At 63.8% G+C, this 23,504-nt stretch carries 20 protein-coding genes; 7 read left to right on the top strand and 13 right to left on the bottom strand.

Annotated features, from left to right (window positions below):
• Nucleotides 1–179: 179 nt before the first annotated feature.
• Nucleotides 180–1,658, bottom strand: a complete 1,479-nt coding sequence (locus FJ951_RS21180) for an ABC transporter substrate-binding protein (protein WP_140517237.1) — start codon at nt 1,656–1,658, stop codon at nt 180–182.
• 158 nt (nt 1,659–1,816) lie between these two features.
• A complete protein-coding gene (locus FJ951_RS21175; RefSeq protein WP_140517235.1) occupies nt 1,817–3,091 on the bottom strand; it encodes an acetylornithine deacetylase/succinyl-diaminopimelate desuccinylase family protein in 1,275 nt (424 codons plus the stop codon).
• Nucleotides 3,092–3,308: 217 nt separating this feature from the next.
• Between FJ951_RS21175 and FJ951_RS21170 the strand changes: the two genes are divergently transcribed.
• Nucleotides 3,309–3,737, top strand: coding sequence for a L,D-transpeptidase (locus FJ951_RS21170; RefSeq protein ID WP_140495693.1), 429 nt, complete (start codon nt 3,309–3,311; stop codon nt 3,735–3,737).
• A gap of 46 nt (nt 3,738–3,783) precedes the next feature.
• On the opposite strand, the gene FJ951_RS21165 is transcribed toward FJ951_RS21170, so the two are convergent.
• From FJ951_RS21165 to FJ951_RS21140, 6 genes are all read right to left on the bottom strand, one after another.
• A complete protein-coding gene (locus tag FJ951_RS21165) occupies nt 3,784–4,752 on the bottom strand; it encodes a lipid A biosynthesis lauroyl acyltransferase (protein ID WP_224519172.1) in 969 nt (322 codons plus the stop codon).
• A 12-nt stretch (nt 4,753–4,764) separates the two neighbouring features.
• Complete coding sequence (locus FJ951_RS21160; protein WP_140517233.1) at nt 4,765–5,793, bottom strand: zinc-binding dehydrogenase; 1,029 nt, start codon at nt 5,791–5,793, stop codon at nt 4,765–4,767.
• A 37-nt stretch (nt 5,794–5,830) separates the two neighbouring features.
• Nucleotides 5,831–7,102, bottom strand: coding sequence for a beta-ketoacyl-ACP synthase (locus FJ951_RS21155; RefSeq protein ID WP_140517231.1), 1,272 nt, complete (start codon nt 7,100–7,102; stop codon nt 5,831–5,833).
• A gap of 41 nt (nt 7,103–7,143) precedes the next feature.
• Nucleotides 7,144–8,331, bottom strand: coding sequence for a beta-ketoacyl-ACP synthase (locus FJ951_RS21150; RefSeq protein ID WP_140517229.1), 1,188 nt, complete (start codon nt 8,329–8,331; stop codon nt 7,144–7,146).
• Between the two features lie 17 nt (nt 8,332–8,348).
• Nucleotides 8,349–8,630: an acyl carrier protein gene (locus FJ951_RS21145; RefSeq protein ID WP_010909964.1), complete on the bottom strand. Its 282-nt coding sequence runs from the start codon at nt 8,628–8,630 to the stop codon at nt 8,349–8,351.
• A gap of 303 nt (nt 8,631–8,933) precedes the next feature.
• Nucleotides 8,934–9,482, bottom strand: a complete 549-nt coding sequence (locus FJ951_RS21140) for a histidine phosphatase family protein (protein WP_140517227.1) — start codon at nt 9,480–9,482, stop codon at nt 8,934–8,936.
• Nucleotides 9,483–9,745: 263 nt separating this feature from the next.
• Here FJ951_RS21140 and FJ951_RS21135 point away from each other — a divergent pair, with 263 nt between their 5' ends.
• From FJ951_RS21135 to FJ951_RS21125, 3 genes are all read left to right on the top strand, one after another.
• Complete coding sequence (locus FJ951_RS21135; protein ID WP_140495699.1) at nt 9,746–10,696, top strand: AEC family transporter; 951 nt, start codon at nt 9,746–9,748, stop codon at nt 10,694–10,696.
• Between the two features lie 227 nt (nt 10,697–10,923).
• Nucleotides 10,924–12,381 (top strand): NAD-dependent succinate-semialdehyde dehydrogenase, encoded by a 1,458-nt coding sequence (locus FJ951_RS21130; protein ID WP_140517224.1) that lies wholly within the window; start codon nt 10,924–10,926, stop codon nt 12,379–12,381.
• 85 nt (nt 12,382–12,466) lie between these two features.
• Nucleotides 12,467–13,489, top strand: coding sequence for an aldose epimerase family protein (locus tag FJ951_RS21125; protein ID WP_140517222.1), 1,023 nt, complete (start codon nt 12,467–12,469; stop codon nt 13,487–13,489).
• A 3-nt stretch (nt 13,490–13,492) separates the two neighbouring features.
• Here the strand turns inward: FJ951_RS21125 and FJ951_RS21120 are convergent, their stop codons facing one another.
• Complete coding sequence (locus FJ951_RS21120) at nt 13,493–14,413, bottom strand: sugar kinase (RefSeq protein WP_140517220.1); 921 nt, start codon at nt 14,411–14,413, stop codon at nt 13,493–13,495.
• Nucleotides 14,414–14,564: 151 nt separating this feature from the next.
• On the opposite strand from FJ951_RS21120, the gene FJ951_RS21115 reads away from it, so the two are divergent.
• Both FJ951_RS21115 and FJ951_RS21110 read left to right on the top strand, forming a co-directional pair.
• On the top strand, nt 14,565–15,014 hold the full coding sequence (locus tag FJ951_RS21115) for a FixH family protein (RefSeq protein WP_140495703.1): 450 nt from the start codon (nt 14,565–14,567) through the stop codon (nt 15,012–15,014).
• A 7-nt stretch (nt 15,015–15,021) separates the two neighbouring features.
• The gene (locus tag FJ951_RS21110) at nt 15,022–16,221 is read left to right on the top strand and encodes a cytochrome c peroxidase (protein ID WP_140517218.1); all 1,200 of its coding nucleotides are present in this window, start codon (nt 15,022–15,024) and stop codon (nt 16,219–16,221) included.
• A 1-nt stretch (nt 16,222) separates the two neighbouring features.
• Here FJ951_RS21110 and FJ951_RS21105 read toward each other — a convergent pair whose 3' ends face one another.
• Nucleotides 16,223–16,675, bottom strand: a complete 453-nt coding sequence (locus FJ951_RS21105; RefSeq protein ID WP_140517216.1) for an Lrp/AsnC ligand binding domain-containing protein — start codon at nt 16,673–16,675, stop codon at nt 16,223–16,225.
• 164 nt (nt 16,676–16,839) lie between these two features.
• Between FJ951_RS21105 and putA the strand changes: the two genes are divergently transcribed.
• The gene (gene putA, locus FJ951_RS21100) at nt 16,840–20,451 is read left to right on the top strand and encodes a bifunctional proline dehydrogenase/L-glutamate gamma-semialdehyde dehydrogenase PutA (RefSeq protein ID WP_140517214.1); all 3,612 of its coding nucleotides are present in this window, start codon (nt 16,840–16,842) and stop codon (nt 20,449–20,451) included.
• 28 nt (nt 20,452–20,479) lie between these two features.
• On the opposite strand, the gene FJ951_RS21095 is transcribed toward putA, so the two are convergent.
• The 3 genes from FJ951_RS21095 to FJ951_RS21085 form a co-directional block, all read right to left on the bottom strand.
• A complete protein-coding gene (locus FJ951_RS21095) occupies nt 20,480–20,794 on the bottom strand; it encodes an antibiotic biosynthesis monooxygenase (protein WP_140517212.1) in 315 nt (104 codons plus the stop codon).
• Nucleotides 20,795–20,865: 71 nt separating this feature from the next.
• Nucleotides 20,866–21,309 (bottom strand): hypothetical protein, encoded by a 444-nt coding sequence (locus FJ951_RS21090; RefSeq protein WP_140495707.1) that lies wholly within the window; start codon nt 21,307–21,309, stop codon nt 20,866–20,868.
• 2 nt (nt 21,310–21,311) lie between these two features.
• Complete coding sequence (locus tag FJ951_RS21085; protein WP_140517210.1) at nt 21,312–23,501, bottom strand: TonB-dependent hemoglobin/transferrin/lactoferrin family receptor; 2,190 nt, start codon at nt 23,499–23,501, stop codon at nt 21,312–21,314.
• Between the last annotated feature and the right edge of the window lie 3 nt (nt 23,502–23,504).

The following is a 23,504-nucleotide window of genomic DNA, read 5'->3' as shown; positions in this document are numbered from 1 at the left end:
CCTGCCGGACATCTCCCCCGCAAGGGGGGAGATCGGCAGTTTCCATGTCGTCGACCAGCATTCAACGTCGGCGATTGGCGAAAGCATAAAGGAGGGTGCAATCTCCCCCCTTGCGGGGGAGATGCCCGGCAGGGCAGAGGGGGGTGCGGAGCGCAAGCGTCGCCTCTTGGCCAACGGCTTCACTCGTTCCACTTCACCTTGGTGAGATCATTGGCCTGGATCGGCGCGTTTTCCCACAGGCCCTGCAGCTTGGCGTCCCAGACGCCGACCTTGGGCAGTTCGTAGAGGAAGCCGACCACGGCGTCGTCGGCCAAGATCTTCTGTGCCTGCCCCAGCAATTCCTTGCGCTTGGCTTCATCGGAGGTGACGTCCAGATCGGCGATCACCTTGTCGAAGGCCGGATTGTCGTAGTTGAAGTAATAATCCTTACGCGCATAGATACCGATGTCGTTGGGCTCGGTATGGGAGACGATGGTCAGGTCGTAGTCCTTCTTGGTGAACACCTGGTCCAGCCACTGCGCCCATTCAACCGGGATGATCTCGAGGTTGATGCCGACGTCACGGAGCTGCGAGGCGATGATCTCGCCGCCGAGCCTGGCATAGGTGGGCGGCGGAAGCTTCAGCGTCGCCTTGAAACCGTTCTCCAGGCCTGCTTCCTTCAAGAGTTCCTTGGCCTTGGCGACATCGTGCGGATAGCGGCCGGTGAGGTCGACGTAGTCCTTGTTGGCCGGCGACATATGCGAGCCGATCGGCAGGCCGAGGCCGGCCGAGGCACCGTCGATGATCGCCTTGCGATCGAGCGCGTAGGAGATCGCCTGCCTGACCTGCAATTTGTCGAAGGGCGGCTTCTTGTTGTTGATCGACAGGATGGTTTCGCCTTCGGTCGAACCGATCACCACCTTGAAACGCGGATCGTCCTTGACCTGCGCGAGACTGTCGGGATCGAAGAATGGGAACGCCTGGATATCGCCGGAAAGCAATGCCGGTACGCTAGCGGCGGCATCGGGCACGATGCGGAATTCGACCTGGTCGAGGTAAGCCGGCGTGCCCCAATAGCTGTCGGATTTCACCAGTTTGATCGAGGATCCCTTGGCCCAGCTCTGGAATTTGAACGGGCCGGTTCCGACCGGCTTTTCCTTGTTGGCGTCAGCGGATTTCGGCGAGACGATGACTGCATCGCCCCAGCCCATATTGTAGAGGAAGGATCCCTGCGGATTCTTCAACGTCACCTTGACCGTTGCCGGGTCGACCACGTCGACCGTATCGATGGCCGCAAACAAGGCTTTTTGCGCGTTGACCGAATTGTCGGCGCGGGCACGGTCGAGCGAGAATTTCACGTCGTCGGCGCTGAAGCCGGCGCCATCGTGGAATTTCACGCCGGTGTGCAGCTTGAAGGTGTAGGTCTTGCCGTCGTCGGAGATGGTCCAGCTTTCAGCCAAATCCGGCAGGACCTCGCCATTTGGCCCGATGCGGGTCAAGCCTTCGAACACGTTGGCGTAGAGAACCTCGTCGATTGCCGCGGCCGCGCCGGCGGTCGGATCGAGATGTGGCGGTTCGAGCGGGATGCCGATGACCAGATCGGTTCGCGCCGCCAGCGCGGGAGTGCCGACGGCCAGCGCCAGGACGGCCGCGGCCAGGATGGTTTTCCACAATTTCATCGTGCTACTCCCCGTGTGGTCAAACATGCGCTCAAACCGGGCGAATAGAAGCGTGATTTCGCACGGGAGTAAATTGCGTTTCGTGCCGCGCGGCGGCGTAGCCGGGAATGTTTTTCTCCGGACGGCCGCGTCGACCGTTGGCTCTTGCCCGTGCGGCGCTATCGGGCGCCGCGCAGCAGCACGTTGAGCCCGAACGCCATCACCTTGGCCGATTCCACCATATCCGAGATGCCGACCCATTCGTCAGGCCGGTGGGCGAGATCGAGAATGCCCGGGCCATAGGCGATGCAATCATAGACATGGCCGATGCGGGCAATGTGCTTCTGGTCGTAGGTGCCCGGTGAAATGACGTAGTCGGGCTCGCGATCGAAGATCGCGTGGACGCCTTGCGCGATTGCCTTGACGACCGGAGCGTCGCGTTCGGTCATCAGCGGCAGCACCTCCATCAGGTCACGGATCTCGTAGTCGAACTTTTGCCGATCGCGCTTCAGCCGCTCGAGAATGCCGGTCACCTCGCCCTTGACCGTGGCGAGATCCTCTTCGAGCAGGAAGCGGCGGTCGATGGTCAGCCGGCAGGAATCGGGCACGTTGGGCGAGGGCAGGCCGGGCCGGAAATCCTCGGTCTGGCCGCCATGGATGGAGTTGATGTTCATGGTCGAACGCTTCGCCCCTTCGGGCACGACCGGCATGCGCGTCATCTTGCGGTCGAGCGCGGGGAACAATTCGTCCTCGAAGGCCTGCAGCACGGCGCCCATATGGCGCACCGCATTGTCGCCGAGGAACGGCATCGAGCCATGCGCGATTTCGCCCTTGGTCTCGATCTCGGCCCACCAGACGCCGCGATGGCCAAGGCAGATGCGGTCCTTGTTCAACGGTTCGGGAATGATGACGTGGTCGACCCTGGGTTTCGAGAAATAGCCGAGCCTCGCCAGATGCGCGACACCGCCGAAGCCGCCAGATTCCTCGTCGACCGTGCCTGATATCTCGATAGCACCGGGAAAATCGGGAAATACCTCCATGAAGGCTTCGGCCGCGATGATCGAGGAAGCCAGGCCGCCCTTCATGTCGCAGGCGCCGCGGCCGTAGACCTTGCCGTCCCTGACGATGCCGGCGAAGGGGTCGACGGTCCAGCCGTCGCCGGCCTCGACGACATCGATATGCGAGTTGAAATGGACGCAGGCGCCAGGCGAGCGCCCATCGAAGCGAGCGACGACGTTGACGCGCGGGTAGCGGTCGGTGTCGCCGGGCGTGCCCTCGGCACGGATGAACTCGGTCTGAAAGCCGCTCTTCTTCAGCCGCGCGGCAAGAAATTCGGCGCATGGCCGGTACGCTTCGCCGGGCGGGTTGATGGTGGGAAAACGGATCAACTCGGCGGTCAGCGCGACGAGATCGTCACGCCGGTCATCGATCGCTTGGAAGAGTCGCTCGTTCATGGCCCGAGTTGAGCAGCGATCGGCGTCGTTTTGCAAGTCCGCTGGCAATTAGGCCGTTGCGGCGTGTCGTTACGGCAACTCTTGCGGGAATTCGTTCAAATTCGCTGCTTTGGATTGGCGAATTGGTCAAGGGTATATGTTATGCCGTTCACCTGTCATTAAAGAGATGAAAAACGACGTGAAGGCAGGCAAGGGGCAATCAAAGGGGTTTGATCGCATGAAAAAGACAGTTCTCATGGCAGCAGCACTTGTCACGATGCTGTTGGGTGCTTCGGTGCAGAGCTGGGCAGCCAGCCTCATTGCAAATATAGACGTGTCGTCGCAGACGATGACGGTCAGGTACGGCCAGGAGGTCTACCGGTGGAGCGTGTCCACGGCTCGGTCCGGCTACTTCACGCCACGCGGCACCTACCGACCGCAGCGAACGGCCCGGATGTGGTATTCGCGCAAATACGACATGTCGCCGATGCCTTATTCCGTGTTCTTCCACGGCGGCTATGCCATCCACGGAACGGGCGCGGTGAGGCAGCTCGGCCGACCGGCGTCGCATGGCTGCGTGCGGCTGCATACGGCCAATGCGGCGGCTTTCTACTCGATGGTGCGAGAAGTCGGCTTCGGCAACACGCGCATCGTCGTGAGGAACTGACTGCTAAGCCGGCCACTGTGCCGGAGGCGCATCGGACGGATTCAGGCTAGGCGCTTCGGGTCTTTGCCTTGCGTCGCTTGCGGCTGATGTCCCATCTCTTGTGGAACCACATCCACTGGCCGGGATCCTCGCGCACCCAGCGCTCGACCACGTCGTTGAGGAGCTGGGTGGTGGCGCGCACGTCGACACTGCCATCGGCGGTGCGGGGCAATGTCAGCTTCTCTTCTATCTCGAGCCTGAAGCGGTTGCCCGGCAGCCTGACGCAGCGCGCCGGGTAGACGTCGCAATCATAATGACGGGCAAGTGTGCCGAGCACGCGATTGCTCTGGCAGGGGCGGCCGAAGAATGTCGTTTCCAGGCCGCCCGTGAACTTCTGGTCGACGAGGACCCCGATATTGCCGCCGTTTTCCAATACCGAGGCGAGCGCGAACGAAGCGCCCGCCATCGAGGGCAGCAACGATCCCATGGTCGCGCGGCGCGTCGAGAGGATGTAGTCGGCCAGGTACGGATTGTTGGGCGGGCGAAACAGCGCGGTGATATTCATGCCGAAAGTAGCCGCCGCCACCGGCAGCAATTCAAAATTGCCGAGATGTCCGGTGAAGACGATGTGCGGCTTCTTTTCGGCCGCGATCTCGACGAAATGGTCTACTCCCCTGACCTCGACACGGCCGGGACTGGTGGCGGCTGGATCGTAGTCGAACAAGGCGTCGAGAAAGATGTATTCGGCGGCGAGACGCGCCATGTTGCCCCACATGTCGGAGGCGATGGCCTGGATCTCGGCTTCGCTCTTGTGCGGATAGGCCTTGCGCAGATTCTCGACGGCCACATTATGGCGTCCGACCCATGGACCGATGCGGCGGGCGACGCGGTCGGCGAAATTCAGCGCGCTGTCGGGGGGCAGCAGGCGCAGCACCGAGATGATGATCATCGCAATGCGCGCGACCAGCCAGTGCTCGAACCGGCGCAATTGCCGGCCGTAGCGGAACATCAGGTCGCGGCGAAGCTTCTTCAACACAGAAGTCAGGGCCTAGACGACGCGTAGGATGATCTTGCCAAAGACGTCGCGGCCTTCCATGCGCTTCAGCGCGGCGTCGATGTCGTCGAAGCCGACTTCGGTATCGATGACGGGTGCGACCTGTCCCGCCGCCATCTTCTGCATGGCGTCAGCCATGTTCTCCATGCGGCAGCCGAAGGAGCCGAGCAGCTTCAACTGCTGCTGGAAGAGCTGCATCAGATTGACCTGCGCCGACACGCCGGACGTCGAGCCGCAGGTGACGAGCCGGCCACCGCGCTTCAGGCACAGCATCGAGCCGGCAAAGGTGTCGGCGCCGACATGTTCGAAGACGACGTCGACGCCCTTCTTCTTGGTCAGCTTGCGCACGACGCCCTCGAACCGGTCGTCACGGTAGTTGATGACATGATCGGCGCCGAGCGCCTTGGCCTTGTCTATCTTGTCGTTCGAGCCGACCGTGGTGATGACCGTGCAGCCCATCCGCTTCGCCAGTTGGATGGCGGCCGAGCCGATGCCGGATCCGCCGGCGTGGACAAGGATCGTCTCGCCGGGCTCGAGCCTGGCATTGTCGAACAGCATGTGTTCGACGGTGCCGAAAGTGACGGGGGCGACAGCCGCGCCGATCTCGCTCACGCCTGGAGGGACGGGGACCAGCAGGCGCGCCGGCAGGTTGATCTTCTCCTGCGCGAAGCCGTCGAGGTGGAAGCCATGAACGCCCGAGACGTGTTCGCAAAGATTGTCGCGGCCTTCGCGGCAGGCACGGCAAAGGCCGCAGGTGCGCGCGCCGTAGATCGAGACCAACTGTCCCGGCAGCAGGCCGGAAACGCCGGGACCGACGGTCTCGACCTCGCCGGAGGCTTCCGCGCCGACGACCAGCGGCAGCTTGCGCTTGGCGAAAGCCATGCCGCGCCAGCCCCAGACGTCAATGTGGTTCAGCGCCACTGCCTTGATGCGCAGCGTCACCTCGCCGAGCGCGGGCGGCGGCGGGGGCGGCAGGTCCACCGTTTCAAGACGGCGGTCCTCGATAAGTTGCAGTGCGCGCATGGAGCCTGTCGGTTCTGTTCTAGCGGAAGTGGCTCGCTTAGACCGGTTCCCGCGCCATGACAAGGCAAGTGTTCTGGCCGCCAAAGCCGAAGGAGTTCGAAAGCACGGTGCCAACCTGCGCATTGCGCTTCTTGTTGGGCACGACATCGAGCACGATCGCCGGATCAGGATTGTCGTAGTTGATGGTCGGCGGAATGACGCCTTCGCGCATGGTCATCAGGGAAAATGCCGCTTCCACCGCGCCGGCGGCGGACAGCGTATGGCCGATCATCGACTTGTTGGACGAGATCGGCATCGAGCCGATCCGCTCGCCGAACACCGTCGACAGCGACAGGTGCTCCATCTTGTCATTTTCCGGCGTCGAGGTGCCGTGCGCGTTGACATAGTCGATCTCGTCCTCGCCCAGGCCGGCATCGGCGAGGGCGGCGCGCACCGCCGCGATCGCCGGCGAACCATCCGGCTTGGAGCGGGTGCGGTGGAAATCGTCCGCCTTTTCGCCGCAGCCGCGCAGAATGCCCAGAACGCTTGCTCCACGGGCGAGCGCTGCCTCCAGCGATTCCAGCACCAGAGCGCCGGAACCTTCGGCCAGCACGAAGCCGTCGCGGTCCTTGGAGAAGGGCTTAGAAGCCTTTTCCGGGATGTCGTTGTGGGTCGAAAGCGCCGACAGCAGCGAAAAACGGATCAGCGCCTCGGCGGTCGCCGAGCCGTCCGCGCCGATCGACAGCGCCCGGTCGCATTCGCCTCTGCGGATTGCCTCGACCCCAAGCTGGATGGCCGTTGCACCGGAGGCGCAAGCGGTCGACAGCGTGATCGGCAGGCCGCGCGTGCCGAAACGGTCGGCGAGCCGGTCGGCGATCGACCCGAACTGCGTGGTCTCGAATGTATCGAGCTCCTTCAAGCCGCGCGCTACCCGAAGCAGCCTTTCGGCACCGGCGTCGTGCTTGTCGGAATTATAGAGCGCGAACCGCTCATGCCAGTCGAGTTCGACCGGCGGCGAGGCCAGAAACAGCGGTCCGCCGAAGTCGCTGGAATTGAGGCCGGCTTCGGCAACAGCTTCCTGCGCGGCGGTCTCCGCCAGTTCGTAGGTGAGGGGGCTGGCGCCCTTCGAGCTCGACGCAAGGAAATCGACCATGCCGGAAATGCGGGTATTGAGGTGGTCGACAGGGAAGCGGGTGATCGGGTGGATGCCCGATCTGCCCGAGGTCAGCGCCGCCCAATTGTCTGATTTCCCGGCTCCTAGGGAAGTAACCACGCCGATGCCTGTGACGGCAACGATCGGCCTGCCCATGTGATCTCTGAGATTGGCCATCCGGAAGCCCTAACCTTTATCGTTGTATGTGGCTGGCCGCTCTATGCGGCGTTGACCAGCGCCATGCCCTCGAATTGGTGGTAGCCGATCGCCGTTGCAAGGACGCTTCTTGGAATGCCTTCGAACGGTTTCTCGGCAGCGGCATCGAAAACGGGGTAGGCGGCCTTACGGTCGACGGCGAGCGCCGCCAGCGCCACGGCGAAGGGAAACTGCGCTTCCTTCATGTGGCCGGTCAGCGTCGCGAAGCCACGCGCCGCGATCGCGGGATTGGCGTCGAATGCCGACTTCTCGGCGGAGGTAGCCGCGTGAGCGCCTGAGGCGCCAGACATGGTCAGCAAGCCGCCATTCGGCACGGCGGTCTTCTTGAGCAGCGCGGCGATCTCGGAATCGAGCTCGCCCTGCCGCCGCCTGGCACGGCCGGAGACGACCGGGCCGAGCTCGGCATAGATCCTGCGCCCCCGGCTTGCCGCGTGTTCGCGCTGCTCCAGCACCAGGAAAGCGCCGCCGGATCCCGATACCACGCCGCCACCTTCGGCGCCTTGCCGCTGCCAGACGGGCTTCCAGGCGCCGCGATGCAGGTAGCCGGCAAGCTCATAGCCGAGCAACATATCGGAATGTTCGGTCTGGAAGGCGCCGCCCACCAGTATATGCGTCGACTGGCCGGAACGAATGCGCGCGGCAGCCGTCTCGACGGCGGCTACGCCGGCGCCTTCCTCGCCCATGAAGGTCCTGGACGATCCCGTCACCTTGTGGACGATGGAGATGTTGCCGGCGAGCAGATTGGAAAGCTGTGCCAGGAACAGGGTGGGGCGCAGTTCGGTGGTGAGCTTCTCGTTGAGCAGCACGTCACGGTCGTTGCGGCTTTCCGAGGCGGCCAGGATGGCGGCATCGACCGCTTCGTCGCGCTCGCCGCCGCCGGCGGCCACGACCATGTCCATGGTCGTGCAGAGCTCGTCATTGCCCTTGATGCCGGCATCGTCCAGCGCAAGACCCGCGGCATAGGTGCCGAGCCTCTGCCAGGTTTCCATCTGGCGCTGGTCGCCGCGCTTGGCGATCTGCAGGTTCCAGTCGATCTCCGGCAGCGGATGGACGGTGTAGGGCGCGAAACGCTCGGCTTCGAGCACCGGCTTCTGATCCGGCTGAGTGAGCTTGCGCCAGTGTTCATCGGGGCCTTCTCCCAACGAGGAGACAAGGCCAATGCCGGTGATGACGACGTCGCGGGGGCTCATGGATGATCGGGTACGGATCAGGCGGTCTTGGCGGCGACCAGTGCGTCGATCTTGGCGCACAGGTTCTTCATGACAAAGTAATCGTCCGTCGAGGCCTTGCCGTCATTGACTTCCTGGGTCCACTTTTCCAGCGGCACCTTGATGCCGAATTCCTTGTCGATGGCGAAGACGATGTCGAGGAAATCGAGGCTGTCGATGCCGAGATCGTCGATCGTGTGGCTCTCGGGCGTGATGGTGTCGATATCGATCTCGCTGGTGTCGGCAATGATCTTGGCGACTTTGTCGAACGTGGTGGACAAGGGCTTTTCCTTCGGTTGCGGGCGGAATCTGTCCGCATCTTGTTTGGGCGCTGTCTAATCGGTTTTTCCCGGCAGGAAAAGGCCTGATACGCCGGGCGCAGATGGGTAGCGTGCCCAAGAAACGCAAGACGGGCCGCCGGTCAACCCGGCGGCCCCTCCATGGCTGGCGACCGCGGATGATGTTGGCCTCATTGTCGCGGCCCTAGCGCGGCATCTTTTTTGGGTGGTATTTTGGCAACATTACCTCTGTCGCAAGTCCTCATCGACGCGTGGCTGCTCGCGGATGCGCCGGTCGGCCCCGATTTAGAACGTAACCCGGCCGAGCACACGCAGACCGTCGCCCTGCGGCTCGACGACAACGGCTTCGCCCTCGCGCGGCGAGACGCCGGTCAACGCAGCGATATTTTCCAGATGAGTGACCATGACCAGGTTGTCAGAGCCGGAATAGGCGCGGATTTCCTTCATGATCGCGGCGATCTGGGCCGCCTTTTGCGCCGCGTCGCCCTTCAGCAGGTCGAGCGGCGCGAAAGGCTCCGGCTCGGTCTCGAAGGCGATGCGCGCGGTGTCGAGGCAGCGGCAATAGCGGCTGGACAGCACGCGCTCGATCGGCGCGGCGCGGGCGGCAAGCAAGGCGCCGATCTTGCTCGACTGCTGCTTGCCGCGTGCGGACAGATTGACCTGGGTGGCGCAGCTGTCGATATCAAAATTGGCGGGATCGGTGGTGCCGGTGACCATGGCATGGCGCAAAAGCACGACATGGCCGCCATCGCGCAGCAGCGCCCAGCCGGCATCCGTCGCATGCGCTGCAGCCGGAACGCCAAACAGGAACAACGCCAAGGCAAATCGGATCATCGTAATCCTTCCAGAAGCCGGGTACCGGCCACCCGCATATAGGGATCGGAAAGCAGGTACAAAGACAAGCGAAAGGCCTGCGGTCTCCGCGGTCTCACTTCTCCTTCGTCATCCGCTGCTTCACCAGATCGGTCTTCCGGTCGTGAGCGGGATGGGAAAAGTCCAGCCGCCTTCGGCGATGCCCCGCTTGGCAGAACAAATTCGGGGTCGAAGAAATTCGGGCGCGATTGCACCGCGACCTTGGCTCGCCTATCCCTGGAAAAATGTCTCCGCTTACCGAAACCGTCCTTTTCGTCTTCAGCCTCGTGGCGCTCGGCTACCTCGCCGGGTTCACCGGTTATATGAAGCCGGCGAGCGGCGAGGGGATATCCGATTTCGCGGTCAGCGTTGCGATGCCGCTGCTGTTGTTCCAGACGATGGTGAATGCCGATTTCCACGGGGTGGCACCGTGGTCGCTATGGGGGGCCTATTTCGCGGCGGTGGCAACCACCTGGGCCGCCGGCCATGTCGTTACCACGCGGATATTCGGACGCGACGCACGCGCGGGTGTCGTCGGCGGGGTGTCGTCGGCCTATTCCAATGTTGTCCTGCTCGGCGCGCCGTTCATTCTCGGCATATTCGGGCGGGATGGATTCGAGGTGCTGTCGCTTCTGGTTTCCGTGCATCTGCCTGTCATGATGATGGCTTCGATCGTGCTGTTCGAGATGTTCGGCCGCGGCGGCGGCGAGCATGTGCATCCCGTGCGCGTCGTCCGGAATTTCCTGAGGCGGCTGTTCATCAATCCGCTGATCATCGGCATTCTTTTGGGTCTCGCATGGCGCTTCAGCGGCATCCCGCTGCCCGAACTGGTCATGCGGCTGGTGGACGCGCTGGCCGGCACCGCCGGGCCGGTGGCGCTGTTCGCCATGGGGCTCAGCCTGCGCCGCTTCGGCATATCAGGCAATGTCCGCCCGGCGCTGGCGCTATCAACACTGAAGCTGTTCCTGATGCCGGCGCTGGTTCTGATCTTCGTCTGGTTGCTCGGCCTGCCGCCCTTGACCGCCAAGGTAGCGGTCGTGGTGGCGGCGCTCCCATCCGGCATCAATTCCTATCTCATTGCCGTGCAGTTCAACACAGGCCAGGCGCTGGCTTCGAACCAGATGACCATCGCGACCGCGAGCGCGGTCGTCACCACTGCTTTCTGGCTGGCGGTGAGCGTGCACGTCTTCGGCTGACATGAATAAGACCAGGGTCTGAGCCGCTCGGCGTGAGTCCGTTCGACGCGATGTCTCAGCGGTGAAATCAAACCTCGGCTCTCGCCTTGCACTGGCATAACCCCTATATGCCATCTTGCGATTGCTTGCGGGGCTTTCCCTAGGTTAAGAGCAATGGCCCCAGCGCACGGTGCGCTAATCGAAGACATCCAGATAGCGGCCCGTGAGCGCCGAACGGAGGCTAGACCATGCTTCAGAAAACCAGCCATTTCATGCGCCAGGCCAATCTCATCAACGGCGAATGGGTGCAGGCCGACAGCGGCCAGACGGTCGACGTCACCAATCCGGCAACCGGCCTCAAGATCGGCACCGTGCCCAAGGCAGGCAAGGTCGAGACCCGCCGCGCCATCGAAGCCGCCGACGAAGCTTTCAAGACCTGGCGCAAGACCACCGCGCTCGAGCGCTCGAAGCTGCTGCGCAAGCTGCACGATGCCATGATGGACAATCAGGACGTTCTGGCGGAGCTCCTGACCATTGAACAGGGCAAGTCGCTGTTCGAATCGAAGGGCGAGATCGGCTCGGCCGCCTCCTACATCCTGTGGTTCGCCGAGGAGGGCCGCCGCACCTATGGCGATGTCGTGCCGTCGCCGTGGGCGGACCGCCGCATCCTGGTGACCAAGGAACCGGTCGGCGTCATCGCCGCCATCACGCCGTGGAATTTCCCGTCCTCGATGCTGGCCCGCAAGCTCGGCCCGGCACTCGCCGCGGGTTGCACCGCCGTGGTGAAGCCAGCCTCGCAGACGCCTTACTCCGGTCTCGCCTGGGGCGCGCTGGCCGAGGAAGTCGGCTTCCCCAAGGGCGTAATCAACATCCTGACCGGTGCGGCCGGCGAGATCGGCGATGAGATCTGCGCCAATCCGCTGGTCAAGAAGATCACTTTTACCGGCTCGACCGAGGTCGGCAAGATCCTGATCCAGAAGTCGTCTGTCACCGTGAAGAAGGTGTCGATGGAGCTCGGCGGCAATGCGCCGTTCATCGTCTTCGACGACGCCGACATCGACCGCGCCGTCGCCGGTGCGATCACGGCCAAGTATCGCAATTCGGGCCAGACCTGCGTCTGTACGAACCGCTTCCTTGTCCAGGCCGGCGTCTATGACCGGTTCGTCGAGAAGCTGGCTGCCGCCAGCGACAAGCTGAAGGTTGGCTCCGGCCTGGAGGAGGGCGTGCAGCAGGGGCCGCTGATCGACGAGAAGGCGGTCGAGAAGGTCGAGGAACTGATCGCCGATGCGACTTCGAAGGGCGGCAAGGTCGTCGCCGGCGGCAAGCGCCATGCGCTCGGCGGCTCGTTCTTCCAGCCGACCGTCATCGCCGATGCAACGCCCAAGATGCGCTTCATGAAGGAAGAGATATTCGGGCCGGTGGCGCCCGTCTTCAGGTTCGAGACCGAGGAAGAAGCGATTGCGCTTGCCAATGACACCGAATTCGGCCTCGCCTGCTATTTCTACACCGGCGATCTCGGCCGCGCCTTCCGCGTCATGGAAGGGCTGAAATATGGCATGGTCGGCGTCAATGAAGGCCTGATCACCACGCCGGAAGCACCGTTCGGCGGCGTCAAGGAGTCCGGGCTCGGCAAGGAAGGCGGACATCAGGGTATCGAGGATTACCTCGACACCAAATATGTCTGCATCGGCGGCCTCGGCCTCTGATAGACTGTCGCCGGGACAGGCAGGCCTATGATCTGCCTGCCCCGGCTACGAAACGGGCCGTCTGGATCAACTGACGTTTGCGGGCATGGCAATGAAGGACGGCGAGGTTTTCGGCACCACCCAGGCGGGCGACCCGATTCGCCGCTTCACCATCAGAGGCGGCGGACTTAGCGCCAATATCCTTGGGCTCGGCGCGATCATCCAGGACCTGCGCCTGGCCGGCCACGATGCGCCTCTCGTGCTCGGCTATGATAATCTATCATCCTATGAAACCGACACGGCTTTCTTCGGCGCGGTCGTCGGCCGCTATGCCAACCGCATCCGCGACGGCCGTTTCACCATCGCCGGCAAGCGCTACCAGACCGAGCGCAATTTTCTCGACAAGCACACGCTGCATGGAGGCTCGCAAGGCTTTTTCCATCGGCCGTGGACGGTTTCGCTGCACGGGCGGGACTTCGTCACGCTGACGCTGCACGATCCCGACGGCACGATGGGCTTTCCCGGCGCACTCGACGTCACCTGCACCTACCGGCTGAAGATCCCCGGCACGCTCAGCGTCGAGATATCAGCCACATGCGAGGAGCCGACGCTGTGCAATCTCACGCAGCATTCCTACTTCAATCTCGATGATGGCGGGACGGGCGACATCCTCGATCACCGGATGATGCTCAATGCCGGCGCCTATCTGCCGGTGGATGGCGAGATGATTCCAACGGGCACGGTGAAGCCTGTCGACGGCACGCCTTTCGATTTCCGCCAGGCACGGCCGCTGCGCATGGAGATCGAGGGCGAGCAGCTTGCCTATGACCAGAACTTCTGCCTCGCTTCGGCGCGCGGGCCGCTCAAGCAGGCGGCGTGGGTGCAAGGCGCGAGCTCCGGCGTCGAGATGGAACTGTGGACCACGGAGCCCGGCGTCCAGCTCTATACCGGCCAGTATGTGACGCCGCGCACGGGGCTGGAAGGGCGAAACCACAAAGCTTTCTGCGGTTTCTGCCTGGAGCCGCAAATATGGCCGGACGCGCCGAACCGGCCGTATTTCCCGCAGGCGACGCTGTGGCCGGGTGCGATCTACCATCACGTGACGGAATATCGGTTCCGGCTGCCCTGACCCTCAATCCGTTTCGAATGCCGCACGCAACGTCTCGAATGGCGCCAATGCGCCGCGAACCTGCACCACGCTGGCCGCGACACGGTGCGCGCGCTTTGTAGCCTCCGCAGGGGTGTGTCCGGCGAGACGCGCGGCGAGATAGCCGCCGTTGAAGGAATCGCCCGCGCCCGTGGTGTCGACGGGCGTGGCCACATGGATCGCCTGAACGTCCCGCAGCATCCCGTTCTCGACGATCAGCGCCGGCTGTTCCCCGTTCTTGACCACGACTTCGCCGACCAGTTGCCCGAGCCGCCCAGCCGTTGCCTGTGGCGCTTCATCGCCGAACAGCATCTGCTCGTCCGGGAAAGTCGGCAATGCGATGTCGGTGACGGCGAGCGCCTCCAGGATCGCGGCTTGCGCCTCCTCGCGATCGCGCCACAGCCGTGGCCGGTAGTTGGGATCGAAGGCGATCAGCGACCCCGCGGATCGCGCCTCGGCCACGGCCGATAGCAACGTGGCGCGCGCAGCGGAGTCCAGAATTCCCAAAGTGATTCCGGAAAAGTAGACAAGCGCCTGCTTTTCAAGGCTTTTTGCCAACGCAGCCGGATTGGAGGCAAGCTGCCTGGCAGCCGCATCGCCGCGCCAATAGGTGAAGGAGCGTTCCGCGCCGGTCAGCGTGATGGCATAGAGGCCGGGCCGCGCCCCCGGGATAACAGGGCTTTCGCCAATGCCGATGCCATTGTCCGCGAAGAAGCCGATCTGGTCTTGCGAGAAAGGATCGTCTCCGAAAGCCGAGACGTAGCTCGCTGGCCTTCCACTCAGCGCATGCAGGGCCCACAGCGTGTTGAACGTATCGCCGGCAAATCCCATGCGCCAGGTCGAACCTGTTTGGCCCGAAAGCTCGATCATGCATTCGCCGATCGAGGCGACACCTTTGCCGATCATGATCCATCCCCTGTTACGATGCTGCTGTAGCTTTTTGGAGAGTAGAGCGCCATGCTTGGCAAGGGCGGTTTTTTCCGTCACCTGCGATTCCAACAGGTTTGGCGGGATGCGATCGGTGCGGCAAAACGTTATCCCCTGAAGAGGAACCGGCTTGGCTTCGATATGGCGTTATCTTTTGGCGGGTCTTGGTCTGGCAGCCTTGCTGGCTGGCATCCTGGCAGTGGTCTATCTGACCGCACCGCGAACCGCGCAGGTTGCCGGCCCGGATATCTCCCGAACCAAAAAGACCGAGAACGGATTGTTCATGGCGAGCTTCGCGCCGGAACGCGGCGTCGTCCGTCAAGGCGAACTGGAAGCCTGGCTGTTGACGTTGAAGACGATAGCCGGGACGCCGGTGGAAGGGGCCGCGATCGCGGTATCGGGAGGCATGCCGCAGCACCGCCACGGCCTGCCGACCAGCCCGCAAGCGACGGACTATCTCGGCGACGGGCGCTATCGCATCGAAGGCGTGAAATTCACCATGAGCGGCTGGTGGCAGCTGCATTTTGCCATCTCCGCGACGGCTGGGTCGGATACGGTCGTCTTCAACGTCGTGCTGTGAGCCGCAGATGAGGCGTCTTGCGCGCTTTTTCGTCTTGATGGCGATGGCCGTCCTTGCCGGCTGCGGCAAGCCGGACTTTTCCGATGCCGAGAAGAAGACCATCGCCTCGCTGGCGCTGTCGAGGCTGCCGGCGCTGAAACCCGACACCACCAACCGGTTCGCCGATGTCCCGGCCGCCGCTGCCCTTGGCTCGACGCTGTTCTTTGACGCCAGCATGAGCCGCGACGGCACGGTGTCCTGCTCGACCTGCCACAAGATCGACAGGCAGTTTCAGGACGGCCTGCCGCAGGCGGTTGGCGTCGGCCGCACGAACCGGCGTACCATGCCGCTCGCCGGCATCGCGCGCGATCCCTGGTTTTTCTGGGACGGACGGCGCGACAGCCTGTGGGCGCAGGCGCTGACGCCGCTGGAGAACCCCCTGGAGCAGGCGGGAAACCGCGCCGCCTATGCGCATTACATCAAGGCGCGCTTCGGCGACCGCTATGAGCGCATCTTCGGTCCGCTGCCCGATCTGTCCGACATACCAGCCAATGCCAGTCCGCTCGGCAGCGATGCCGAGAAGGCTGCATGGCGCGCCATGAGCGACCAGCAGCGTGACGCGATAAACGGGGTGTTCGCCAACATCGGCAAAGCAATCGCTGCCTTCGAACGCTCGATCGAGCCGCCGCAGGCCCGCTTCGACCGGTTCGCGCTGGACCTGGCGACCGGCGCCGAGCCGAAAGGCGACGCCGCCTTCTCCCGGGAGGAAATCCTCGGCCTGAAACTGTTCATCGGCAAGGCCAATTGCGTGACCTGCCACAATGGGCCGCGCTTCACCGACAATGGGTTCCACAACACCGGCGTGCCGCCGGTCAACGGGCTGCCGCCGGATCGCGGCCGCGTCGACGCGGTACGCCAAGTTCAAGCCGACCCGTTCAACTGCTTCGGCGCCTATCGCGATGGCGATGTCGGCGCCTGCGGCGAATTGCGGTTCATGGTCAAGGATGCGCCGGAATTGGTGCGCGCCTACAAGACGCCTTCGCTTCGCGGCGCGGCGACGCGGCCGCCCTACATGCACGCCGGTCAGTTTGCGTCGCTCGACGAGGTGGTGGCGCATTATGCCAAGGCTGCCCCCAGTGTGGAGGGGACATCCGAAATTCATCCGCTGGCGCTGTCGGACCGCGAGCGCGCGGCGCTGGTGGCGTTTTTGAAGACCTTGGCGGAATGAACTATCGATCCTTCACAGTCTCCATCGCCACGAAGGTCGAGGTCTGGGCGACATGGGGCAGGGCGGAGATGCGCTCGCCCAGCACGCGGCGATAGGCGGCGATGTCGCGGGTGCGGACCTTCAGCAGATAATCGAAGCTCGACGCCATCATGTGGCACTGTTCGATCTCCGGAACGGCTTGGACAGAGCGGTTGAAAGCGTCCAGCGCGGCGGACCGGGTGTCGGACAGTTTCACCTGGACGAAGGCGACATGGCCTTCGCCCATGCGCTCGCGATCGATAATCGCCTGGTAGCCCCTGATATAGCCGTCCTTCTCCAGCCGCTTCACCCGCGCCTGCACCGGCGTCTTGGACAGGCCGACCTTGGCGGCGAGCTCCGACATGGAAAGCCTGCCGTCGCTTGCCAGCGCCGACAGGATGTTCCTGTCGATGCGGTCCAATTGGTCTTCCCTCATCGAAAATGCAGCCTTCTTCGGGTAGTTTGTGGTGACATGATAGATCGATCGAACTGCAATGTCGATTTCTTCAGACCGCCTGAAAATCGGGACTTGTGCTAGCTTGCGCCATTCGGTCCGGTGACCGCCGGCCCGCTCCCTTGTGCTTGCCAGTAGGACCCGCCATGCCAGCGCTCGACGCCATCCGCCAGCAAATCCGCGCCAACTATCTGCCCGACGAGGATCAGGCCGTGAAGCGGCTGGCCGAGGCGAGCGGCCTCTCGGCGGAGGATCGCCGGGCGATTTCGGCTCGTGCCGCCGATCTGGTGCGGGCAGTGCGCGGCTCGTCCGATCCACGGCTGATGGAGGTTTTCCTCTCCGCCTATGGCCTTTCCACCAAGGAGGGCGTGGCGCTGATGTGCCTGGCCGAAGCACTGCTGCGCGTGCCCGATACCGAGACGATGGACGACCTGATCGCCGACAAGATCGCGCCGCACGACTGGTCGGCGCATTCGGGCGGCTCGAGCTCCATCTTCGTCAATGCATCGACCTGGGCGCTGATGCTGACCGGCCGCGTGCTCGATGAAGGCGAGGGCGGCATCGAAGGCACGCTGCGCGCCATGGTGCGCCGGCTGGGCGAGCCCGTCATCCGCAAGGCGGTGGCGGCGGCTATGCGCGAGATGGGCGAGCAGTTCGTGCTCGGCCGCACCATCGCCGAAGCGGTGAAGCGCGGCCGGCCGATGACGCAGAAGGGTTATCTCTATTCCTTCGACATGCTGGGCGAGGCGGCCCGCACCGAGGCCGATGCGCTGCGCTACCACAAGGCGTATGCCGATGCCATCTCGTCACTCGATGCCGGTTCAAACGGGCCTGATATCCGCCACAACCACGGCATCTCGGTGAAGCTCTCGGCGCTGCATCCGCGCTACGAGGAAGCGCAGAAGGAAGAGATGCTGCCTGTCATGGCCGAGCGGCTCCTTTCGCTGGCGCTCGCGGCGCGCCATTCGCGCATGGGCCTCAATATCGATGCCGAGGAGGCCGATCGCCTCGACCTCTCGCTCGACGTCATCGAGCGCGTGCTTGCCGAGCCGGAGCTTGCAGGCTGGAACGGCTTTGGCGTCGTCGTCCAGGCCTATGGTCCGCGCGCTGCCTTCGTCATCGACTGGCTCTATGCGCTTGCCACGAAATACGATCGCACCATCATGGTGCGGCTGGTCAAGGGTGCCTATTGGGATACCGAGATCAAGCGGGCGCAGACGCTGGGGCTCGCCGGCTACCCCGTCTTCACCCGCAAGGTCAACACCGACGTTTCTTATCTCGCTTGCGCGAGAAAGCTTTTGTCGATGACCGATCGCATCTATCCGCAATTCGCCACCCACAATGCCCACACTGTCGCCGCCATCCTGTCGATGACGAAGAACCGTGAGAGCTTCGAGTTCCAGCGCCTGCACGGGATGGGCGAGGCGTTGCACGAGACGGTGCGTAAGGCCGAAGGCACGCGCTGCCGCATCTACGCGCCTGTCGGCGCGCATTCCGACCTGCTCGCCTATCTGGTGCGCCGGCTGCTGGAGAACGGCGCCAATTCATCTTTCGTCCACCAACTCACCGACGAGGATGTCGAGCCCGAAGACATCGCGCGCGACCCGCTAGAAGCGGTCGAGAGCCAAGGCCCCGCCGCCAATCCCGCGATCCCCCGGCCTGCCGTCATCTTCGGTGCAAGCCGCCGCAACTCGAAAGGGTTCGACATCACCGATCCGGTGACGTTGGCAGCAATCGAGAAGGAGAGGACAGCCTTCGCGGGCCCTAACCGCTGGCACGCCAAGCCGATCACGCGCGCGGCCGGCTATGGCGAGCAACGCCCGGTCGTCAATCCCGCCAGGCCTTCGGAAGTGGTGGGCACGGTCAGCGAAGCCACCGCCAAGCAGGCGGCAACCGCCGTGCGCATCGCCGTCGAAGCGCAGCCAGCCTGGGCAAAGCGTCCGGTTGCCGAGCGCGCGGCCATCCTCAATCGCGCCGCCGATCTCTACGAGGCCAATGCCGTCGAATTCTTCGCGCTGGCCACCCGCGAGGCCGGCAAATCGCTGGCCGACGGCGTCGCCGAAGTGCGCGAAGCGGTGGATTTCCTGCGCTATTACGCGGCCGAGGCGGCCAATGCCGAAGCGGGCACCGAGGCGCGCGGCGTCATTGTCTGCATCTCGCCGTGGAATTTCCCCCTCGCCATCTTCACGGGCCAGATCGCCGCAGCGCTCGTCACCGGCAATTCGGTAATTGCAAAGCCCGCAGAACAGACGCCGCTGATCGCTTTCCGAGCCGTCGAAATGCTGCGCGAGGCCGGCGTGCCGGAAGACGTCATCCAGCTTCTGCCGGGCGACGGCCCCTCGGTTGGCGGGCCACTGACATCAGATCCGCGCATTGCCGGCGTCTGCTTCACCGGCTCCACCGACGTCGCCAAGCTGATCGAGAAGCAACTGGCCGAGACAGCCGCGCCCGATGCCATGCTGATCGCCGAGACGGGCGGGCTGAATGCCATGATCGTCGATTCCACCGCGCTGCCCGAGCAGGCGGTGCGCGATATCCTCGCCTCCGCCTTCCAGAGTGCGGGCCAGCGCTGTTCGGCGCTGCGCGTCCTCTATGTGCAGAAGGATGTCGAGAAGAAGATGCTGGAGATGCTGAAGGGCGCCATGGAGGCGCTCAAGGTCGGCGATCCCTGGGCTATCTCGACGGATGTCGGTCCCGTCATCGACGACGAGGCGCAGGGTTCGATCCGCGATTACTGCACGACGATGGGTTTGCAGGGACGGCTGATCGCCAAGCTCGAAGCACCCAGGGATGGCCGCTTCGTCGCGCCGCATGTGTTTCGGGTCAAGGGTATCGAGGAGATGGAGCGCGAAGTGTTCGGGCCGGTGCTCCATGTCGCCAGTTTCGACGCCGATGAGATCGATGCGGTGATCGCCGCCATCAACCGCAAGGGCTACGGCCTGACGTTCGGTCTGCACACCCGCATCGAGGGTCGCGTGCAGCATTTCGTCGACGGGATCCATGCCGGCAACATCTATGTCAACCGCAACCAGATCGGCGCGGTCGTCGGCTCGCAGCCGTTCGGCGGCGAGGGGCTGTCCGGCACCGGGCCCAAAGCCGGCGGACCGCATTATCTCCGGCGCTTTCGCAAGGGACCGGAGGCAGGCACGCCTGTTGGCGACGGCCACAAGGTGACGGCGACCGAACTCGCCGACAATCTGCCCGATCCCGCGCTTGGCGGCTGGTCGACGCGGCCGGACCGCATCGCCATCCTGCGCAAGCACCTGCGAGGCAAAGGTGCCGCGGCGATCGGTGCCGCCGCCGCAATCGATTTCGGCCAGGTCGACCTGCCCGGGCCGACCGGCGAGGCCAATACACTGTCATTGGCGCCGCGCGGCCGGGTGCTGTGCTTGGGACCGGACGGCGACACGCTGCTTGCGCAGACGATCCAGGCGCTCGCCGCCGGCAATGCGGTGCTGGCGGTGGCGCCAGGCGCGCCGGCGGCGCTTTCGGCGCTGACCGGCAAGGGCCTGCCGCTGGCGGCGATCGACGGCCGCCCCGATCCGGTTGAGGCGCGTTCGTTACGCGTCGACGTCGTCGCCTTCTCGGGGACGCCGGAGGCGGCGCGCATCGTGCGCAAAATGATCGCCGGACGCTCAGGGCCGATCGTGCCGCTGGTCAGCGAGGTGCTCAATCCGGCGGCTTACGCGCATGAGCGGGCCGTTTGCGTCGACACGACCGCCGCGGGCGGCAATGCCAGCCTGCTTGCGGCGGCGTGAGGACCCTTATCCGGCTGGCGAGGTTGCTTCAGGCGCCCTCGACGACCGAAAAACCCTCGAACTGGGGATGGCCGAGATAGTGGACCTTCGTCGTGCCGACGTTCCTGTGGGCGGCGCGAAAGTTCTCCGACTTGGTCCAGGCGATGAAATCGTCGTGGCTTGCCCAGACCGTGTGCGAGGCAAACAGCGTATAGCCTTCGGTCTCGTTGACTGGGCCGCGCAGCAGATGGAACTCCCGGAAGCCCTTCATTTCCGCAAGGCTGGAATCACGGTTTTTCCACACGGCCTCGAAATCGGCTTCCGAGCCGTTCTGCACCTTGAAGCGGTTCATGGCGATGTACATGGAGTTCCTTTCGATTTCCTGGACTTAGACGGGTGGTGCCGCAGGATGCCGCGTGCGGCCCCACGCCGTGCTCAGACCCCGAAGGCGATGCCGGTCTTGGCATCTGTCTTGAGTTTTCGCATGCAGGTGTTCGGCTCGACGCCGGTGCCGACGCATTCGGTCGCGCTGTTGATCAGCACGCGGCTGACCTTGGCGCAGTTGGTGCCAGCGAGATCGAAGCGCGTCACCTTGGTCTTGCCGGCCGGCAGGTCCTTGAAGTCGAGCACGGTCAGGCGGTCGACGACGCCGGCGTCGTTGAACAGCGCGATCTCGAACGCCGCCCTGGAAAGGTCGGCGCCGAGATTGTTGGTGACCACGAAGGTCAGGCGGCAGCCCTTTTCAGACGGTTGCGCGCCATTGAGTTCGAGGGAGAGAGCAGGCGCCGGCGCGGACTCTTGTGCCCACGCCGGAACCGCTGCGAGCGACATCGCCAGCGCCGAGGTCAGCAGACGAAGGGATGCCGTCAAGTTCGTCATCATCATCCTCCAAATCGCATCGTTGCCGCCAGCTTCAGCGTTATGCCCGGTTCATAGACCGCGACCGTGGTGCTGCCGTTCAACGGATTGGCGTATTTGACATCGAACAGATTGTCGGCGCGGAAATCAACCTTCAGATTGTCGGTCGCCTGGTAGCTGGCGAAAGCGTTGACCAGCGTATAGTCCTTGGCGATCGGGTTACCCTTGGGCTTGCCATTGTACTGCACCTCGCCGCCGACAGTGAGTTTGTCCTCGAGGAAGCGCAGGCCGAGCTGCACGGTGACCTGCGCGGACGGTATCGTGGCAAGGTCCGCCCGATCGCCTTCGTAGGATATGGTGTGACCATTGATGATGGAGGCGGAAAGTCCGGCGTAGCCCCATGCTGCATCATAAACGCCTTCCATCTCGAAGCCGTTGATCTTTGCCTTGGCGAAGTTCTGGTACTGGAAGCAGATCGGAATGCCCGGCCCGAAGGGGCACCCACTGGTCGGATCGAAGGCCGACAGCGTAACGCCGTCAATATAATCGTCGACGTCGTTGTTGAAATAGGCCGCCTTCAGCCGAAACGCGTCGCCGGACTCGAGAACGTCGTTCTGCTTGTAATTGACACCGAATTCGACGGTCTTGCCGGTTTCGGGCTTTAAATTGGGATTGGGCAGGAACGGGAAGCTGACGCCCGCCGGATGGTTGCCGCTGATCAGGGTTTCGGTCAGCGAAGGCGACCGGTAGCCCTCCGCGTAGGTGCCGTAGAATTGCAGGCCGGCAAGGCCGGCGCTTTCGAAAGGCGAGACGCCGACGGTGACGCGCGGCGACAGGCGGTCGCCCGACGTTTCGTGCGTGTCGTCCTCGAGGCTGTAATTGTCATAGCGCAGCCCGGCAATGACTTCGAGCCAATCCCAGCTGAGCTTGTCCTGGACGTAGGCGCCAGAAACGTTGCGCTTGCCGGAAGGCGTGTAGAAGCTGTCGCCGCCTGCCGTGCCGCCAGTCTCGACGTCGTCATTCACCCAGTCGCCGCCATAGGTCAGTTCATGCGCGAGGCCGCCTGTCTCGAGTCGCGACGTGTTCCAGATGTCGATGGCGGCTGTGCCGACATCGAAGGTCGACGTCGAACCTGCCGGCAACATCACGGGAAGGCCGGTGACGGGATCGAAGCGGCGCTGCGGAACAAGGCCGGTCAGGTCGAGATTGGTCTTGTTGTAGGAGGTGTTGACGTGGAGGTCGAGCCAGCTCCTGTCTTCGTCCGTGACATTGTAGCGAGCCGTGAAGGTGTTCGATTTCAGGTCGACGTCATTGACCGGCATGCCGCCGCTGATCTCGTTCCAGCCGTCGCTCGAACCGACCCAGCCGAGCTTCAGTTCGCTATTGTCGCTCGGGCGGATCGTGGTCTTTAGCAATCCGCTCAGCACGTCGAAGCCGGTGCCCTTGACGGTGTCGCCGTCGCCATCCTTGTAGTCGTCATAATTGCGGTAGACGATGTTGCCCAGCGCATCCAAATTGTCGTTAAAGCGATAGGCGCCGGATGCGCTGGTGGTCCAGCCCTTGCCGTTGCTCTCGTAGCGTCCGGTGACGGAACCAGCCCATGTCTCGTCCGGCTTGAGGAAGTCCTGGGCGTCCTTGGTGTCGAAGAAGACCACGCCGCCGATCGCGCCCGAGCCATAGGTGTTGGCGACCGGCCCGCGGATCACGTCGACGGATTTGATAAGCTCGGGGTCGACGTAGAAGGTCGATTGGGTGCCATGGTCGGAACGTTGGAAGTTCTGCCGCGCGCCGTCGACGATAACCGCGACGCGACCGAAATCCTGCAGGCCGCGGATATTGACGCTGGTGCTGACGCGCCTGGCATCGGCCTGCGCCGCGACGCCGGGCACGCCGAACAGCATTTCGTTCGGCGTCGTCGCCATGCGGCGGTCGAGCTGTTCCTGGTCGACATGGCTGGCCGAGGCCAGCGATTGGATGGCCGTTTCTCCGGTGCGGCTGATGACCAGCACCTTGTCGAGCAGCGTTGCGCCCGCTGGCGCCGGCTTTTCCCCCTCAGCCTGCTTCGATTGATCGGCCTGCTCTCCCGCCGCCTGTGCTGATTGCTGAGCGTTGGCAGGTGGCACGTATAAGGCAATCGCCGCCACGCCCGCCAGCAAAGCCGCTGCACCCTTCGCCGCCGACCAGCCGCGCCGTTCCCAAATCGCTAACCCCATGTG

This window comes from Mesorhizobium sp. B2-2-3 (assembly GCF_006442405.1).
GTDB lineage: Bacteria > Pseudomonadota > Alphaproteobacteria > Rhizobiales > Rhizobiaceae > Mesorhizobium.
This window is presented reverse-complemented; position numbering and strand designations above follow the sequence as displayed.

Bases quoted from the DNA above. Each gene is read 5' to 3' on its own strand.
- FJ951_RS21105 (WP_140517216.1), bottom strand. From the start codon at position 16,675: ATGAGGGAAGACCAATTGGACCGCATCGACAGGAACATCCTGTCGGCG.
- FJ951_RS21155 (WP_140517231.1), bottom strand. From the start codon at position 7,102: ATGGCCAATCTCAGAGATCACATGGGCAGGCCGATCGTTGCCGTCACA.
- FJ951_RS21140 (WP_140517227.1), bottom strand. From the start codon at position 9,482: ATGATCCGATTTGCCTTGGCGTTGTTCCTGTTTGGCGTTCCGGCTGCA.
- FJ951_RS21160 (WP_140517233.1), bottom strand. From the start codon at position 5,793: ATGCGCGCACTGCAACTTATCGAGGACCGCCGTCTTGAAACGGTGGAC.
- FJ951_RS21085 (WP_140517210.1), bottom strand. From the start codon at position 23,501: ATGGGGTTAGCGATTTGGGAACGGCGCGGCTGGTCGGCGGCGAAGGGT.
- FJ951_RS21170 (WP_140495693.1), top strand. From the start codon at position 3,309: ATGAAAAAGACAGTTCTCATGGCAGCAGCACTTGTCACGATGCTGTTG.
- FJ951_RS21175 (WP_140517235.1), bottom strand. From the start codon at position 3,091: ATGAACGAGCGACTCTTCCAAGCGATCGATGACCGGCGTGACGATCTC.
- FJ951_RS21120 (WP_140517220.1), bottom strand. From the start codon at position 14,413: ATGATCGGCAAAGGTGTCGCCTCGATCGGCGAATGCATGATCGAGCTT.
- FJ951_RS21150 (WP_140517229.1), bottom strand. From the start codon at position 8,331: ATGAGCCCCCGCGACGTCGTCATCACCGGCATTGGCCTTGTCTCCTCG.
- FJ951_RS21095 (WP_140517212.1), bottom strand. From the start codon at position 20,794: ATGTACATCGCCATGAACCGCTTCAAGGTGCAGAACGGCTCGGAAGCC.
- FJ951_RS21125 (WP_140517222.1), top strand. From the start codon at position 12,467: ATGGCAATGAAGGACGGCGAGGTTTTCGGCACCACCCAGGCGGGCGAC.
- FJ951_RS21180 (WP_140517237.1), bottom strand. From the start codon at position 1,658: ATGAAATTGTGGAAAACCATCCTGGCCGCGGCCGTCCTGGCGCTGGCC.
- FJ951_RS21110 (WP_140517218.1), top strand. From the start codon at position 15,022: ATGAGGCGTCTTGCGCGCTTTTTCGTCTTGATGGCGATGGCCGTCCTT.
- FJ951_RS21130 (WP_140517224.1), top strand. From the start codon at position 10,924: ATGCTTCAGAAAACCAGCCATTTCATGCGCCAGGCCAATCTCATCAAC.
- putA (WP_140517214.1), top strand. From the start codon at position 16,840: ATGCCAGCGCTCGACGCCATCCGCCAGCAAATCCGCGCCAACTATCTG.
- FJ951_RS21090 (WP_140495707.1), bottom strand. From the start codon at position 21,309: ATGACGAACTTGACGGCATCCCTTCGTCTGCTGACCTCGGCGCTGGCG.
- FJ951_RS21135 (WP_140495699.1), top strand. From the start codon at position 9,746: ATGTCTCCGCTTACCGAAACCGTCCTTTTCGTCTTCAGCCTCGTGGCG.